The organism is Komagataeibacter intermedius TF2 (genome assembly GCF_000964425.1).
Taxonomy (GTDB): Bacteria; Pseudomonadota; Alphaproteobacteria; order Acetobacterales; family Acetobacteraceae; genus Komagataeibacter; species Komagataeibacter intermedius.
The window spans coordinates 1-16,039 of the sequence record NZ_BANF01000013.1; the positions used below are offsets into that span (position 1 = coordinate 1).

At 61.2% G+C, this 16,039-nt stretch carries 12 protein-coding genes; 6 read left to right on the forward strand and 6 right to left on the reverse strand.

Features of this window, described 5'->3' with window-relative positions; all coding sequences use genetic code 11:
• The coding region (locus B7449_RS03080) for a ferritin-like domain-containing protein (protein WP_048883216.1) at nucleotides 1-186 on the forward strand (186 nt) is incomplete at its 5' end.
• Nucleotides 187-231: 45 nt separating this feature from the next.
• On the opposite strand, the gene B7449_RS03085 is transcribed toward B7449_RS03080, so the two are convergent.
• Entirely contained in the window at nucleotides 232-903 is a 672-nt protein-coding gene (locus tag B7449_RS03085; protein ID WP_235721202.1) for a TetR/AcrR family transcriptional regulator, read from the reverse strand.
• A gap of 375 nt (nucleotides 904-1,278) precedes the next feature.
• Between B7449_RS03085 and B7449_RS03090 the strand changes: the two genes are divergently transcribed.
• The 4 genes from B7449_RS03090 to B7449_RS03105 are packed head-to-tail and all read left to right on the forward strand — an operon-like array spanning nucleotide 1,279 to nucleotide 7,601.
• Complete coding sequence (locus tag B7449_RS03090) at nucleotides 1,279-2,265, forward strand: HlyD family secretion protein (protein WP_039736035.1); 987 nt, start codon at nucleotides 1,279-1,281, stop codon at nucleotides 2,263-2,265.
• Nucleotides 2,262-5,030 carry a ribosome-associated ATPase/putative transporter RbbA gene (gene rbbA / locus B7449_RS03095; RefSeq protein ID WP_039736034.1) on the forward strand — a complete coding sequence of 923 codons (2,769 nt, stop codon included), beginning with the start codon at nucleotides 2,262-2,264 and terminating at the stop codon, nucleotides 5,028-5,030. The genes B7449_RS03090 and rbbA overlap by 4 nt, the downstream gene beginning before the upstream one ends.
• A gap of 4 nt (nucleotides 5,031-5,034) precedes the next feature.
• Nucleotides 5,035-6,162 carry an ABC transporter permease gene (locus tag B7449_RS03100; RefSeq protein WP_039736032.1) on the forward strand — a complete coding sequence of 376 codons (1,128 nt, stop codon included), beginning with the start codon at nucleotides 5,035-5,037 and terminating at the stop codon, nucleotides 6,160-6,162.
• Nucleotides 6,162-7,601 carry a TolC family protein gene (locus B7449_RS03105; protein ID WP_048883217.1) on the forward strand — a complete coding sequence of 480 codons (1,440 nt, stop codon included), beginning with the start codon at nucleotides 6,162-6,164 and terminating at the stop codon, nucleotides 7,599-7,601. Before B7449_RS03100 ends, B7449_RS03105 begins: the two co-directional genes overlap by 1 nt.
• A gap of 138 nt (nucleotides 7,602-7,739) precedes the next feature.
• On the opposite strand, the gene B7449_RS03110 is transcribed toward B7449_RS03105, so the two are convergent.
• Nucleotides 7,740-8,909 carry a lipase family protein gene (locus tag B7449_RS03110; RefSeq protein WP_235721201.1) on the reverse strand — a complete coding sequence of 390 codons (1,170 nt, stop codon included), beginning with the start codon at nucleotides 8,907-8,909 and terminating at the stop codon, nucleotides 7,740-7,742.
• A 357-nt stretch (nucleotides 8,910-9,266) separates the two neighbouring features.
• On the opposite strand from B7449_RS03110, the gene B7449_RS03115 reads away from it, so the two are divergent.
• Entirely contained in the window at nucleotides 9,267-9,917 is a 651-nt protein-coding gene (locus B7449_RS03115) for a TetR/AcrR family transcriptional regulator (RefSeq protein WP_039736030.1), read from the forward strand.
• A gap of 32 nt (nucleotides 9,918-9,949) precedes the next feature.
• Here the strand turns inward: B7449_RS03115 and B7449_RS03120 are convergent, their stop codons facing one another.
• From B7449_RS03120 to B7449_RS03130, 4 genes are all read right to left on the reverse strand, one after another.
• Nucleotides 9,950-11,230, reverse strand: a complete 1,281-nt coding sequence (locus tag B7449_RS03120) for an NAD(P)/FAD-dependent oxidoreductase (protein ID WP_039736029.1) — start codon at nucleotides 11,228-11,230, stop codon at nucleotides 9,950-9,952.
• A gap of 199 nt (nucleotides 11,231-11,429) precedes the next feature.
• A complete protein-coding gene (locus tag B7449_RS03125; protein ID WP_010516038.1) occupies nucleotides 11,430-12,941 on the reverse strand; it encodes an aldehyde dehydrogenase family protein in 1,512 nt (503 codons plus the stop codon).
• 971 nt (nucleotides 12,942-13,912) lie between these two features.
• Nucleotides 13,913-14,071: a hypothetical protein gene (locus B7449_RS20980; protein WP_158003692.1), complete on the reverse strand. Its 159-nt coding sequence runs from the start codon at nucleotides 14,069-14,071 to the stop codon at nucleotides 13,913-13,915.
• Between the two features lie 27 nt (nucleotides 14,072-14,098).
• Nucleotides 14,099-15,862: an alginate export family protein gene (locus B7449_RS03130; protein ID WP_039736028.1), complete on the reverse strand. Its 1,764-nt coding sequence runs from the start codon at nucleotides 15,860-15,862 to the stop codon at nucleotides 14,099-14,101.
• Nucleotides 15,863-16,039: the final 177 nt, after the last annotated feature.

A 16,039-nucleotide genomic window follows, 5' to 3' on the forward strand; every position in this document is an offset into this window, starting at 1 on the left:
CTGCGCGAAGGCATCGCCTACTGCGAAAGCGTGCGCGACTTCGTTTCCCGCGATCTTCTGCTCAAGATCCTGGTCAACGAGGAAGAACACGAGGACTTCCTCGATCGCCAGTTCGACCTGATCCGTCAGGTGGGGATCGAGCGTTACATTCACCTCAACTCCGCCCCTGCCCCCGAACAGGAATAACCGGGGAAACCGGGCCATGCTTCCCGTGCGGGAAGTGTGGCCTGCCTATGGCTGTTCCGCCCGTCGGCCGCGGGGCAGCGTTCCGGCCAGAAACAGTTCCACGGCCTGATCGATATGGTGCCGCGTGGCATCATCCAGCCTTGCTGCGACCAGCCCCAGGACGGCCTGCTGGAACGGGTACTGGATCACCGCAGCCGTCAGGTAGTCCGCCGCGAAACCGATATCGTCAATTTCGATTTCCCCTTTCCGCACACCTTCCTGCAGGGCATCGCCAATCAACCCGGCAGCCCTGCGGGCGCCGTGTGAATGAATATTGCGGGCAAGGGCCGGAAACTGCCGGCTTTCGGCGGATACCACGCGGTACATGCCCACGCTGCGGTCCATCAGCAGCCAGTCCAGCAGCAACGTGCAGACTGAAACAAGGCGTGAACGGATATCCCCTTCGGCTGGCATCAACAGCGCCAGCGCATCCAGCCGCATGTCAATCGTGGCGCTGACGGCGGCTTCAAACAGCACGGCTTTGCTGCGGTACCGCGCATATAGGGTACGTTTCGTAACCCCTGCCGCATCCGCCACCATGTCCACGCTGGTCGCCCTGAACCCCTGATCGAAGAACAGCCGGACAGCTTCCTCCAGAATCCGTTCGGACAATGTCGCGGCCTCCGCAATGGATGGACGCCCCATGCGACCGGGACGGGTATGTTCCTTGCCTGGCATCCTGCTGCTGCTTTCCTCCTGCCCTGACGACCGGCCTGGTTACACGGGCCGCGCATAACGCACATATGGCATATGCCAGACCGTAAAATACACTGTACGGGATATTTTATGGGTTGCTTTCTTTTTTAAATTTAAAATACACTTATACGTATACATATTAGAGTTCTCAATACCTTCCGCCTTCCCCGCAGTCCGGATGTAATTTTCCCGTCGAAAAGTTCAGATACCCGCCTCTGGATCAATGCATGACCTTACTTTCCATCGCATATACCCCGTAACGGCAGGGCTGCCCGTATTGACCTTTGAGGAAAGATTCATGATCGCGTCATTTCATTTGCATACGACCTGCGCGGGACAGCCGGAAGGTGCCGCAGCATGAAGTGGCGTGATGCAGCAATTGGCGCGGGTATTGCCGTAATCGTGGGGATCGGTGGGGCGGGATGGTACGTGGTCCAGCACCGCGGCGACCTGCCCGCGGGCCTTGCACGCGCCAACGGACGGCTGGAACTGGCCCGCATTGACGTGGCGGTCAAGTATCCCGGCCGCATCACCGAACTGGATTTCCATGAAGGGGATACGGTCGCCAGCGGCCAGGTCCTGGCGCGCGAGGACGACACGACCGCACGCGCACAGGTCGATGCGGCGCGCGCGCGCCTGCGTGCGGCACAGGCCGATGTCGCCCGTGCGGGAGCGGAACGCGACGCACGCCTGTCGGCCCGGCACCTTGCCCAGCTTGACCTTGACCATGCCCGCACCATGTTCCGCCAGCATCTGGTGTCTGATATGGAAGTATCGCAGCACCAGACAAACCTCGATACCACGACTGCCGCCGCCGATGCCGCCGGCCGGGCCGTGGACGCGGCCCAGGCGGCCGTGGATGCAGCGCAGGCGCAGGTGACGGAAGCGGCCTCCGCCGATGATGACATGACGATCCGCGCGCCGGTGGCGGGCCGGATCGAATACCGCATCGTGGAAAAGGGCGCCGTGCTGCCGGGCGGCAGTCGCGTGGCCTCGCTACTGGACCCGACGGACATGTACCTGACCATTTTCTTCCCCTCGCAGCAGGCCGGGCGGCTGCGCGTGGGGGATCAGGCGCGTATTGCACTTGACGCCCTGCACCAGCAGGTGATTCCGGCCACGATCTCTTTCATCTCGCCCGAAGCGCAGTTCACGCCCAAATATGTCGAAACCGCAACCGAGCGGGACAAGCTGGTCTATCGGGTGAAGCTGCGTGTCTCCCCCGAAACGGCCCGGCATTATGGCGACGTGCTGAAATCGGGCATGACGGGCGATGGGTATGTGCGCACCGACCCGTCCGCCCGCTGGCCCGCGACACTTGATGTAGCCGATGCCCCGCAATGAGCGCCGATACGCCGCATAACCCGGCGGGCATCACCATTGCGGGGGTTACGCACCGCTATGGCGCGGTCACGGCGCTGGCTGACGTGACGCTGGACCTGCCCGCGGGCACCACCATCGGCCTGGTCGGGCCGGATGGGGTGGGCAAGTCCACCCTGCTGGGCCTGATCGCGGGGGTGCGGCGGCTGCAGACGGGCACGCTGAACGTGCTGGGGGCGGATATGGGGGAGCGCCGCGCGCGTGAGGCGTTCCTGCCACGTGTCGCCTTCATGCCGCAGGGGCTGGGCCGCAACCTGTACCCCACGCTGTCTGTCTGGGAAAACATCGATTTTTTCGCCCGCCTGTTCGGGCTGGACGCGCAGGCGCGTGACGCGCGCATCCAGCGCCTGCTGGACGCCACGGGCCTGGCCCCCTTCCCCAACCGGGCGGCAGGCCACCTGTCGGGTGGCATGAAGCAGAAGGTCAGCCTGTGCTGTGCGCTGGTGCATGACCCCGATCTGCTGATCCTGGATGAACCGACCACGGGCGTCGATCCGCTGTCACGCCAGCAGTTCTGGACACTGGTGGACCAGCTGCGCAGGGAACGGCCGTCCATGACGGTCATCGTCTCCACCGCGTATATGGATGAGGCGGAGCGGTTTTCGTGGCTGGTGGCCATGGATGGCGGCAAGGTCCTGATCAGTGACCGGACCCATAGCGTGCTGGAACGCACGCACACCACATCACTGGAAGACGCCTACATATCGCTGCTGCCCGATAACAAGCGCCAGCAGGCCAGCGGCTTCGTCATCCCGCCCTATACCGATCCCGGCGGCCCGCCCGCCATCGAGGCCGAACACCTGACCCGCCGTTTTGGCAGCTTCACGGCGGTCAGCGATGTCAGCTTCACCATCAGCCGGGGCGAGATTTTCGGCTTCCTCGGCTCCAACGGCTGTGGCAAGTCCACGACCATGAAGATGCTGACCGGCCTGCTGGACGTAACCAGCGGTACGGCAAAGCTGTTCGGGGAACAGATCACGGCGGGCGACATGAAAACCCGCATGCGCATCGGTTACATGTCGCAGGCGTTCTCGCTGTACGAGGAACTGACCGTGCGGCAGAACCTCATGCTGCAGGCGCGGCTGTACCGCATGCCAGCGGGCAAGGCCGCGCAGGCGGTCGAGCAGTCGCTTGATTCGTTTGAACTGCGCCCCTATGCCGATGTCAGCCCCGCCTCCCTGCCGCTGGGTATCCGCCAGCGCCTGCAGCTGGCGGCGGCGTGCATCAACAACCCCGAAATCCTGATCCTTGACGAACCGACCTCGGGCGTGGACCCCGCCGCGCGCGACATGTTCTGGCGGCACCTGATCCGCCTGTCGCGTGAAGGGCATGTGACGATTTTCGTGTCCACCCACTTCATGAACGAAGCGGCGCGGTGTGACCGGATCTCGCTCATGCACCGGGGTCACGTTCTGGCGGTCGGCACGCCAGCCGAACTGGTTAAAAAACGCGGGGCGCCCAATCTGGAAGCCGCCTTCATCGCCTATCTGGAAGATGCCGAGGCCGCAACCGACGCGCAGGCCCCGCCGCCGAAACCGGCTACGCCCACGCGCGCATGGTGGCACGGCGTCAGCAGCACGCTGACCGCCCGCTTTGGCCGGATGGGCGGAAGCTGGCTGCCACGGGCATGGGCCTTCGCCCGGCGCGAGGCGGTCGAACTGCTGCGCGACCGGCTGCGCCTGACCTTTGCGCTGCTCGGACCGCTGATCCTGCTGGTGGTGGCGGCATCCAGCATTTCATTCGACGTGGAAGGGGTCGGCTTTACCGTCAGCGACCATGACCGCACCACCATCAGCCGCCAGCTGATCGACAGTTTCCGTGGCTCGGCCTATTTCCATGAACGGGCACCGGTGGCCGATGCCGATACGCTGGATCGCGCCATCCGCAACGGGCGTGTCCAGCTGGCGCTGGATATTCCCGCAGGCTTCGCGCGCGACATGGAAGCGGGACGCAGGCCGGAAGTGGGCGTGATCATTGACGGCGCGGTTCCCTTCCTTGCGGCCAATGTGCGGGCGTATGTCACCGGCGTGCTGGGGGGATATGCGTCCACGCTGGGACGGGAACTGCCACGGGGGCCAGCAACCCCCATCACGATCGAGCCGCGTTTTTCCTATAATCAGGAATTCCGCAGCATTTACGCCATGACCCCCGGCGTCATCATGCTGGCGCTGATCCTGATCCCGACCATGCTGACCGCGCTGGGCGTGGTGCGTGAAAAGGAGGTGGGGTCGATCGTCAACCTGTATGCGTCCCCCGCATCGGTCGGGCAGTACCTCATGGGCAAGCAGGCGCCGTATGTGGCGCTGGCGACGATCAGCTACTTCATGCTGGTGGCGGTGGCCGTAATCATCATGGGCGTGCCGCTGAAGGGATCGCTGCTGGCGCTGACGGTGGGGGGCGTCCTGTTCGTGCTGTCGGCCACCGGGCTGGGGCTGCTGATCTCGACCTTTGTCAGTTCGCAGGTCGCGGCCATTTTCGGCACGTCCATCATCTGCCTGATCCCGGCGGTCAATTTTTCGGGGCTGCTGTATCCCGCTTCAACCCTGACGGGGATCAGCCGCATCGTGGGGCTGGGCTTCCCGGCATCATGGTACCAGCTGATCAGCCTTGGCTGCTTTACCAAAGGCCTGGGAATCAGCAGCTTCTGGCCCATGTATATCGCGCTGGCCGCCTTCGGGGCCGTCTATATGCTGGCGGCCCGCCTGCTGCTGAAAAAACAGGAAGCATGACGGCATGATGCGCTGGCTGGTCAATGTGGGTCTTCTGTGCAGCAAGGAACTGCGCAGCCTTGTGCATGATCGCGTGCTGCTGGGGCTGATCGTGTTTGCGTTTTCCGCAGGTGTGCTGCTGGTGGCCAACGGGGTGAAGGTGGAGGTCTCCAACGCCACCATCGCCTTTATCGATGAAGACCATTCCGCCCTGTCGCGCCGGATGCGCGACGCGGTGCTGCCGCCCTATTTCAAGCCCCCCGTGCTGGTGGACCGCGCGCAGGCCCTGCATGGCATGGATGAGGGCGACTACATTTTCGTTGTCGACATCCCGCCCAATTTTGAATCCGACGTCATGGCCGGGCGCACGCCCGCCATACAGTTGCGGGTGGACGCCACCGCCATGACACAGGCGGGACTGGGCACGGCGTACCTGAATGAAATCATGCTGGCGGAAGTTACCGACATGCTGCATGCGCCCGCACTGGTGGACCAGATCCCCTTTACCGCGCCCAGCCGTATCCGCTTCAACCCCAACAGTGAATCGAAATGGTTCACTTCGGTCATGCAGATCGTGACCAACATCACCATCCTGTCCATCGTGCTGGTGGGGGCGGCGGTGATACGCGAACGCGAACATGGCACGCTGGAACATCTGCTGGTCATGCCCGTCACGGCCAGCGAGATCGCGGTGGCCAAGATTGTCACCAACGGGCTGGTCATTTTCGCGGGGGCCATCATTTCCCTGTGGCTGGTGGTGCATGTCTGGCTGGGGGTGCCGCTGGCGGGATCGATCACGCTGTTTGCCGCGTGTTCGCTGCTGTACCTGTTTTCGGCCACGGCGCTGGGTATCATGCTGGCGACGGTCGCCCCCACCATGCCGCAGTTCGGGCTGCTGGTCGTGCCGGTCTATGCGGTGGCGTACCTGCTGTCGGGGGCGGCAACGCCGGTGGAAAGCATGCCCCCCGCCATGCAGGTGGTGGTGCGCTTCCTGCCCACCACACAGTTCGTGAACCTGTCACAGGCCATCCTGTACCGTGATGCGGGACTGGGGGCGATCATCCAGCCGCTGCTGACCGTAACCGTGACGGGGATTGTCTTTCTTGTATTTGCGCTCGCGCGCTTCAGATCCATGTTGGCAAGGCAGGAATAATGAGGAACAGATTGGCACGGGTCGCCTGCATGGGGGGCGTTGCGATGGCCGTGGGGCTGGTGGCGGGGTGTTCGCCATTCCACACGCGCGCGCCGGCATCGCACGTCGTGGTACCGGGACAGTTTTCACAGGCCCCCGTAACCACGGTCCCGGCAACCGACCTGACGCGCTGGTGGGAAGCATGGCATGACCCGGCCCTGGTGCAGGCGGTGGATACAGCCCTTGCCGCCAGTCCCGACATCCGCATTGCGCGTGACCGCGTGCGTGAGGCGCGTGCGATGCATACAGTCGCGAAATCCGCGCTGTATCCCACCGTGGGCGCAACAGGAAACATGATGGGCGGCGGCATGTACTGGCGCAATCCCAGCGCCCTGCCCACCAGTGGCGATCCCGGCACCGACGGGCATCTTGCCGGTATCGGCGCATCATGGGAACCGGACCTGTTCGGCGGGCGCCATGCGGATGTGAAGGCCGCAAAGGCGGGCATGCAGGCGGAGGAAGAATATTTCCATGGCGTGCAGATGGTCATCGCCGCTGATGCCGCCAGTGACTACCTGCAGGCGCAGGGACTACAGCGCCAGATCGCCCTGACCGACCGCAGCATCGGCATGCTTGAACAGCTACGCCGTTATGGCCAGGCGCGGTTTGCCGCCGGGCAGGCAACAGCGGCGGACGTGACGGGCGTTGACCAGAAGCTGTCGGATCTGAAGGCGCGCAGGCCCGTGCTGGTAGCCCGGCTTGACCTTGTGCGCAGGCGACTGGCCGTGCTGTCGGGCCAGGTGCCTGAAGGGCTGTCTGCGCTTGCACCGCCACCCGCCTATTACGTGCCCCCGGCACCGGCGGGACAGATGCCGGATACCGTTCTGGAACGCCGCCCCGACATCCGTGCCCGGCGGGATCAGGTGGATGCGGCCCTCAACCGGCTGAAAAGTGCGAAAACCGACCTGCTGCCCCGCTTCGGGCTGGAATTCTTTGGCGGGGACGGACGGCTGCGCTTTGACGGCATTCCCGGCCTGTCGGGCACGGGGGGACTGATCGCGCTGACCACGTACCTGCCGATCTTTACCGCCAACCGCATACAGGCCCGCATACATGCCGCCAGCGCGCGGCTGGATGCAGCGGTGGCAGGCTATGACAACAGCATCCTGCATGCCCTGGCGGAAGTCGAGGACGGATATGAAAACCGCCTGAGCCTTGATGGCCGCGATACGGACCTGACCCGTGCGCAGCATCAGGCCGAACAGGTCGCCCGTGACATGATGGGGCTGTATGCAGGTGGCCAGCGCACGTTTGGCGATGTGCTGAGCGCGCGCATGACGGCACTGGATGCGCAGGCCAGCGTCCTGAGCAATCAGGATGCCCGCACGACCGCCACCATTCAGCTTGCCCGCGCGCTGGGCGGGGGCTGGCAGCAGGAAAGCGTGGAAGTTCACAAATAATAGAAGCCTTGGAACGCCGCTTTTTTCCAAAAACGTGGTGTTTCATGGCCCCATCTGGAAAAATATTTACCAGAAACTTCTTTTAAACGGGAACATGCCAGACACTTCATATCCCGGTTCTGCCGTATCAGGACGCAATTATTGCGGGACAGGCGAACAGATGCTGGAAACCGGCTGGTCCGCCATGACCTTTTTCGTAAAGATTTCGGAATCCGGCAGGGACGCCAGAACGGTTTGGGAATGATCCAGTCCCCTGTACAGATGGGCCTCTACCGTGCTGCCCGCAGCGCAGGCGTCATGCACCAGCAGAAGCTGCCCGGCCGTCGCCACGTCGCGGTCCTCGCTACCGGTTCCAATAAAGACAGGGCGTGACAGTTTGAGTGTCGGATACATCATGGCCTGAAACACCGGGGCCAGAAGCCGGACCGCCTGCGGCCGCAGGATGGCGGCCGTGGTCAGGCCAGCCCTGTTCACCGCGTCTTCAAGCTGGAAAATGCATGTATTGTCCACCATCCGGTAAAACGGCATGGCCTGCGGAGTAAAAACATCCTCAGGCTGGAAATGGGGATCAATCCCGGCTTCACCCGCCGCCATCAGCAGGACATAGGTCGCAAGTGGATCAGGTCGGGACGTGGACGCCATGGCGACAGCAGGCAGGGTCTGCATGACGGCGGGTGACATATAGGGCACACCGGTTGCAACCGTGCCCCGCACATTGATTTCGGGCGCGTAAAGAGGCGCGTACCCGGCGGACGCGAAAGCCCCCGCCCCGCCCTGCGACTGCCCGACAATCATGACCCGGTCTGCCAGGTTGGGCAGGCTGCCCAGTGCCGCCCGCACGGAATCCAGCACGCCATATGCCTCGACACGGGCATTGAGGTAAGGGTGCGGACCCGGCGTGCCCAACCCTTCGTAATCCGTTGCGACAATGGCGAAACCCCGCTTCAGCCACGCCGACAGGTAGGCCGTATCGCGCGGCGTATGGACATTGACGGACGGAGCGCACCGATCGGCATTGCCAACCGTTCCATGCGCCCAGGCGACAACGGGCCATCCGCCCGCGGGTGGCCTGCCCGACGGGTAGTACACAGCACCGGATACGGTGACCGTGCCCTTGCCCGTTACGCCATCGGTTGACGTGTACAGGATATGATAGGCTGCCCCCTGCCCCGGCAGCCCCAGGGCGGGCGCCAGTGGCGTGTATTCAGTCATGTGTCCGGGCGTCGGGCCTGCCTGCACCGGCCCGGACAGGTCGCCCGCCGCCATGGCGGAACCTGCGCCGGTTACGGCCAGCAGAAGGGTCAACACAGCTTTTTTATACGACGCGCGTAACACGACACTCTCCATCCGGGTGGAAAAATGGCAGGCTGGTGCCTGACACAGTTCCACGTGACCAAATATGTACCGGGACATTTCGTGCACTGTCCGGCTTTGCGCCGCAGGCAGGCATGAACGGGCAGGACCGTTGCGTGCAGGAGAAGGGGCATGACGCCCTTCCGCCCCCGTGGCTCGACATGATCCGATACTCGTGGCAGAACCCATTGCCTGTCAATGTTACGGGCATGAAAGGCGCGCACGCCCATGCCGGACAGGACCCACCGTTTTCTCGCGTCTTGAATGTTCACGATGCGCTGCTGCATGATGACCCGGACAAGAGGAGATTGAATGAAGCCCATCGCCCCCACCCTTTCCCCCAAGCCGGGCCTGCGTGAACGCAAGCAGGCGCGCGCGCGCACCACACTGATTGCCGAGGCGATGCGGCTGTTTTCCGCCCAGGGGTATGATCAGACCACGGTGGATGAGATTGCCGACGCCGCCGAAGTGTCGCGCCGCACCCTGTTCCGCATGTTCGAGACCAAGGGCGATATCGTGCTGGCATGGACGCGGGGCATGACCCAGACGCTGAATGATGCGCTGGCGACCTGCCCTGACGACATGCACCCGGCGGATGCGATGATGCATGCCTTCACGTCACTGGTACCCCGGATCGCGGCAAACCGGCAGGATACCTATGCTTTTGTCTATCTGATTGAAAAGACGCCTTCGCTTCAGACTGTCAGCCTGCAGAAATATGGCAAGTGGGAAGACTGTCTGGCGGAAGGACTGGCGAAGCGGATCACCGAACGCAGGAACCGCCGCATGGCGGCGCGCCTGATGGCACGGGGCGGTATCGCCATTTTCCGTACGGCGCTGGATGAATGGATCAGGCTGAAGGGACGACCCGCACTGGTGCCGCTTTTGCAGAAAACATACGAACTGCAGGCGTCACTCTGGCCCGATCATGACGACGACGGGCCAGAAAAAGACGCTGCCTGACGGGCAGGCAGCGGTAAAAAGGACCGCGTGCGTCAGTCCAGACGCACGGACGGACGGACAAACACGTCCAGCCAGTCAACAAGGCAGGACATAAGGCCGCGGAACGTGCCGTAGATTTCGAACTGGTGCTGGCGATACAGCATCAGGTGGACCATGCGCGCGCTGATGCCACGCAGCCAGCCCCCACCGAATACCTTGCCACCGGGGAAGGTTCCCCAGCCGTTGTAGTCACCCAGCGCCACGACCGCACCCTTGTTATGGAAGGCGAATGCCGGAATTGGACGGCCATTGATCCATGCAGGCATGTAACGGGCCAGATGGTGGGCCTGCTGCCGGGCCGCCTGCGCGGTGGGGGCCACGGGTTTTTCCGCAATGAAGGCACAGTCGCCCATGGCGAAGATGCTGTCATCTTCCACAAGCTGCAATGTCGGGCGGACTTCCAGCTGACCGGAGCGCGACAGCTTCAGTTCACCGAATTTGCGCGTGACATCGGGTGCCTTCACACCTGCCGCCCAGACACGCAGCGTCGCGGGAATGCGCGTGCCGTCCTTGAGCATGAAGCCCTTGTCATCCGCACCGCTGACCATGGCGGACGTCTGTACCTTGACGCCGATGGCCTCCAGTTCCTTCTGCGCGGCGGCGGACACGGCCTCGGGGAAGGCCGGCAGGATGCGCGGACCCGCTTCAAGCAGGGTAATATTCAGCTTGGGCGGCTTCTTGCCGAATGTATAAAGGGAGGCAAGGCCAAGCGCCTTGTGCAGTTCGGCCGCAAGCTGCGTGCCCGTGGCGCCACCGCCGACAATTGCGATGTCAAGCTGCTCGTTATTCCCGAAGGCCTTGAGCAGTTCCGCGCGGAAACGGTCGTTGAAGCCGTTGGCATCGACAAGGTTGTCAATGAACAGGCAGTTTTCGGCAACGCCCGGGGTGCCGAAATCATTCGCGCGGCTGCCGATGGACAGCACCAGCGCGTCATATTCCAGCTTGCGTTCATCCAGGATCACCTCGCCCGTGGGTTCGACAACCGGGGCCAGCGTGATGGTCTTGGCCTTGCGATCCATGCCCGAGATCTCACCGGGCCAGAAATCGAAATGGTGGCGGCTGGCCTGGGAAAGGAAGCTTATGCGGTCATTCTCGTTCGCTGCGGTGCCTGCGGCAAAGCAGTGCAGCATGGGCTTCCACACGTGGGCGAAGCTTTTGTCCACCAGTGTGATTTCCGCCCGGCCCGACTTGCCGATGGAATTACCCAGACGGGTTGCCAGCGCCAGTCCGGCAACGCCACCCCCAACAATAACGACCCGAAACTTTTGTGCCATCCTACGTCCCTCCAACCCTGCCGCACAGCGCCCCGGCCCCTGTGGGACACACCCTGTCGCATGCATGATAAATCAAAAACAACCCATATCCTCTTACCCTGCCCGCATGGGGGTACGACACCGGACGGCCGGGCCGGAAAAAACCGGCCCGGCCGCCCCCTGCCCATCAGGGCTGTGCGATTTTCACCGCGTCAGCGGATCAAAAGAAGCCGCGCTTCTTGTCGCTGTAGCTGACCAGCATGTTCTTGGTCTGCTGATAGTGCTCAAGCACCATCTTGTGGGTTTCACGGCCGATACCGGACTTCTTGTATCCGCCGAACGCCGCATGCGCGGGATAGACATGATAGCAGTTGATCCAGACGCGGCCGGCTTCCAGCCCGCGACCCATGCGGTAGCAGGTGTTGGCATCACGGCTCCACACACCCGAGCCAAGGCCGAAGGGGGTGTCGTTGGCGATGGCCAGCGCTTCTTCTTCCGTCTTGAAGGTCGTCACGGCCAGAACCGGGCCAAAGATCTCTTCCTGGAAGATGCGCATCTTGTTGTTGCCCTTGAACACGGTCGGCTGCACGTAGCACCCGTTGTTCAGGTCACCGCCAAGATCCGGACGGCCGCCACCGGTCAGCAGCTGGGCGCCTTCGCCCTTGCCGATGTCGATGTAGGACAGGATCTTTTCCTGATGACCGTGCGAGTTCTGCGCGCCCATCATGGTGTTGGGGTCAAGCGGGTTGCCCTGGCGGATGGCCTTGATGCGGGGCAGCGCGCGTTCCATGAACTTCTCATAGATCGATTCATGAACCAGCGCACGACTGGGGCACGAACAGATCTGGCCCTGGTTGAGGGCGAACATGGTGAAGCCTTCGATCGCCTTGTCCAGGTAATCGTCATCATGGTCCATGATGTCGGCAAAGAAGATGTTCGGCGACTTGCCACCCAGTTCCAGCGTTGCCGGGATCAGGTGTTCGGCGGCGGCATGCGCGATCATCTTGCCGGTCGGGGTGGACCCGGTGAAGGCAATCTTGGCAATGCGGTCGCTGTTGGACAGGGCCGCGCCCACGTCCTTGCCCAGACCGTTGACGATGTTCAGCGTGCCGGGCGGGAACAGGTCACCGATCAGCTCCATCAGCACCAGCATGGAAGCGGGCGTGCTTTCGGCGGGCTTCATGACCACGCAGTTACCGGCGACCAGTGCGGGGGCCAGCTTCCACGAACCCATCAGCAGCGGGAAGTTCCACGGAATGATCTGGGCCACAACGCCCAGGGGCTCATGGAAATGGTAGGCGATGGTGGTGGCGTCGATCTCGCTCAGCGTGCCTTCCTGGGCGCGGATGCAGCCAGCGAAGTAACGGAAATGATCGATGGCCAGCGGAATGTCGGCGGTCAGGGTTTCACGGATGGGCTTGCCGTTGTCCCATGTCTCGGCCCGGGCGAGCAGGTCAAGGTTCTTTTCCATGACATCCGCTGCCTTGAGCAGGATCAGCGCGCGGTCGGCCGGCGCCATCTCGCCCCATGCGGCCTTCGCCTTGTGCGCGGCATCAAGTGCCAGCTCTACATCCGCGGCGGTGGAAGCGGGGACTTCACACAGCACGCGACCATCCACGGGGGATGTATTGGTCAGGTAATGACCCTCAACCGGGGCGACCCACTTGCCGCCGATGTAGTTGCCGTAACGGGCCTTGAACGGGGGGGCTGCTGATATGCTATCTGATGACATGGAAATATTACTCCAGAAATTATTTTCAAATCAGGGGAAAGAAAGACAATACGTATGATTTTTGATTAGATCCCTCTAACCATTCCTGATTTTTACAGTAAACCCAAAACACAGTCATGGATCTGGTCTGGATGACAGTCCCGTTCGCACGGCAATCATGTTGTCTGAACATGGTCGCCTTTTGAACCGGGCCGCCTTCTGGACACACCCCGGTATCTGCCGGGGCACCATCTATATTCACCGATATATAGACAGAGCCAAAACCGCAAGCTGAAACAAGGTAACGTAACCGTGAGTTATGCATCTGGTGTCATAAGCCCCACGGTGTAAGTGGTTATATATCAGCATGTTATGTTTATTTTTTCCGGGAATATTTAATTTTTGTGTCTTAACCCCCCTCTCCCGAAATGATCGCACCTGGTGCATATGGACACTTGGTGACACAAATTTTTCATACGGGTCAGCACGGCGCGGGCAGGGTATTTCCCATCCCGGCGAGTCATGCCACGGGACATGGTCAATTCCCGCGCAAAGCGGAATATACTTATAAATAAATGTATTATGCAGCCCCCTGCCGATACATTCCTGTCCATTGCAGAACAGGACGCGCCTCATGATGCTTCGCATGGCGGGAGCAGCCCCATCATGACAGGACAGTAAACATGCGTCGGGCCACCCTGTGGCAACAGGGCGCATGATGATCCGGCAGGTCAGGCGAAATGGCAGACAGCCCGTGCAGGGAATGGAACCGTATGGCTCACCTGCCCTGCCAGATAATGTCGCGATGGGAAAGAATAGGGAAATACGTGAACGGCCCGTCAATGACAGGGGCGTTGCTTCTGAAAACAGCAACACCCGGAAACTGCGTTACAGTTGCCCGGGTGCCAATGCCACTTTTTATTGTGCACGTTATTGTGCACGGGCACGATACCCGATCAGGCAGATACAGACATCCTGCGTGCCAACCGGGGTCAATACCTGAACAGGGAGGACGTGGCAGAGGGCAGATCCCCCAGCGTAAGGCCACCACTCAAAACGGCATAACACACGCCAACAATCGTACAGAACGGCACACAGGCCAGAAGGATATAGGGCACGCCGCCCTGCAGCATGTATGTTTTACGGTCCATTGGTTCATATTCCTTTCTATTTTACCGTCAGAACCGGAATACAAAATTCGACTGGTAATACGTTCCGCTGGAGCCACCGGCTTCATTAAGTGAACGCGAGGTCATGAAACGGGACACATACTGCGTCCATGACACATGTGTATTGATCTGCCAGGCCACGGACGCCTGCGGCGCCATGCCAATAAATTTCCCCCGGAAATTACCGGCAAACTTGTAAAACCCCGAGGATCGGTAAACAGGATCATTCACACTGTCACGCCAGAACAGGGGATACTTGATCTGGATGCTGACAGATTTGAATGGCGTAATACGGATCAGGGGGGCAAAGCTGATCAGGTTGGACCCGGTCATGTAGGTTGTGGTGTCGAGATAGTTGGTCTGCGGATTAAAGGGGGAAATATAGGTGCCAATCGTGCCGGACCGGTCATTGGAATTGCCGCCCGAATACACATCCGTCTGGATACCCGCGAATGTATTGAACGTTTTGTCCGAAAACCGGTACCCTAATGAGGAATTGATGGCATAAGCACTGACATTGCGTGCCTGCGTTGTCCCTGACTGGCGGAATACGCCACCCTGCCAGATTCCACCGACCGAGAATTCAATCGGTCCGGCAAGTCCATGCCACCGCATACCAAAATTATTGCGCGTGTTGGACCCCGTGACCGAAGTATTATTCGGCCCCGCGATCGCGCCAGCGGACCCATTCAGCTTGTAGCCGATATAAAAGGCGTCAACGAAGGAATATCCCTTCTGCCCCATGAAGGTGAAATCCGGTGGCGCCCACGTCGTGTTGAAACCGTAAAGCCGCGTGGCATAATTTTCGGTATCATGAAACATCTTGTTTTCACTGTCGTATGTCTGCACGAAATCCCAACCGTCAATACGGATGCGTTTCCAGACCATGTAGGCGCGGAACCCGTCCCATGACAGCGGCACATTTGGCGTTTCGCGGTTGTACAGCATGTACGATGGCGCATCGAGAAACTGCTGCCGACCGAACATGAACCCGCTTTTCGCCCCCAGCATGTTCCAGCGTACCTCGGCAAAGGCCTGCTGCGCGTCCAGACGCTTGCGGTAGGTCGACCCATAACCGTACCCGCCCCAGCCTGCGGCATCAGCATTGACCAGCTGGCCGAAAAAGCGCAGGTGCGACCCGATATGCAGGTCCGCGCCATACAGGTTGCGTACGGCAAAACGACCGGAATCATTGGGCTTCTGCGTTCCCAGTTGCGGGCGGCTTTCAAACCAGTTCCGCAGGCGCGTCTCGCCCGAAAAACTGATCCAGACATTCCCGCTGCGCGTCAGGGGGATGTATTTCAGCACGTCAAAGGGATCATTGCGTTTTTTCCGGTCGCGCAGATTGCTCCAGTCTTCCGCCCAGGGGGCCACGCCATAGCGACCCACCGGGCCAAAGCCTGCGGCTTCCCCATTCCCGCGATTGAATACGCCCCAGTCATACTGGTGGCCGTTCTTACGGTTTTCCGCGCCACTCATCCGCAGGGGCTGCCCCACCGGGTTGGCATGCGGATACACCTGAATGGGGGGACGTGGCGTTATATGCACCACCATGTTTTCAGGCTGGGAGTGCGTTTCCTGCCCTACCGGCACGACCGTCCCGGCCGTGCTGACGGGCATGGGACCGGCGGCATATGCCCCCTGCCCCATGGCGACAAGGCCGGTCGGCAGGCTGAGCAGCATGGCCAGCACCTGACAGTCCGTCGCCTTCCGGCCGCCGGCGCGGGCAGGTCGGTCGTTCAGGGTCACGGCTGACTTCAGGGATGGCAACATTGTCACATACCACTTCGCTATATGCGGGATATACCGGCTTATTAAACACTAAACAATTACGTATTATGTTGATAAAGACACGTCAATGCGTATTTATGGATTTCCGGGAGGAAACTGCCGAAAATTGCGTTCCGTCAGGACAGATATTAAATACATCGTTGTTATTTAATGATATTT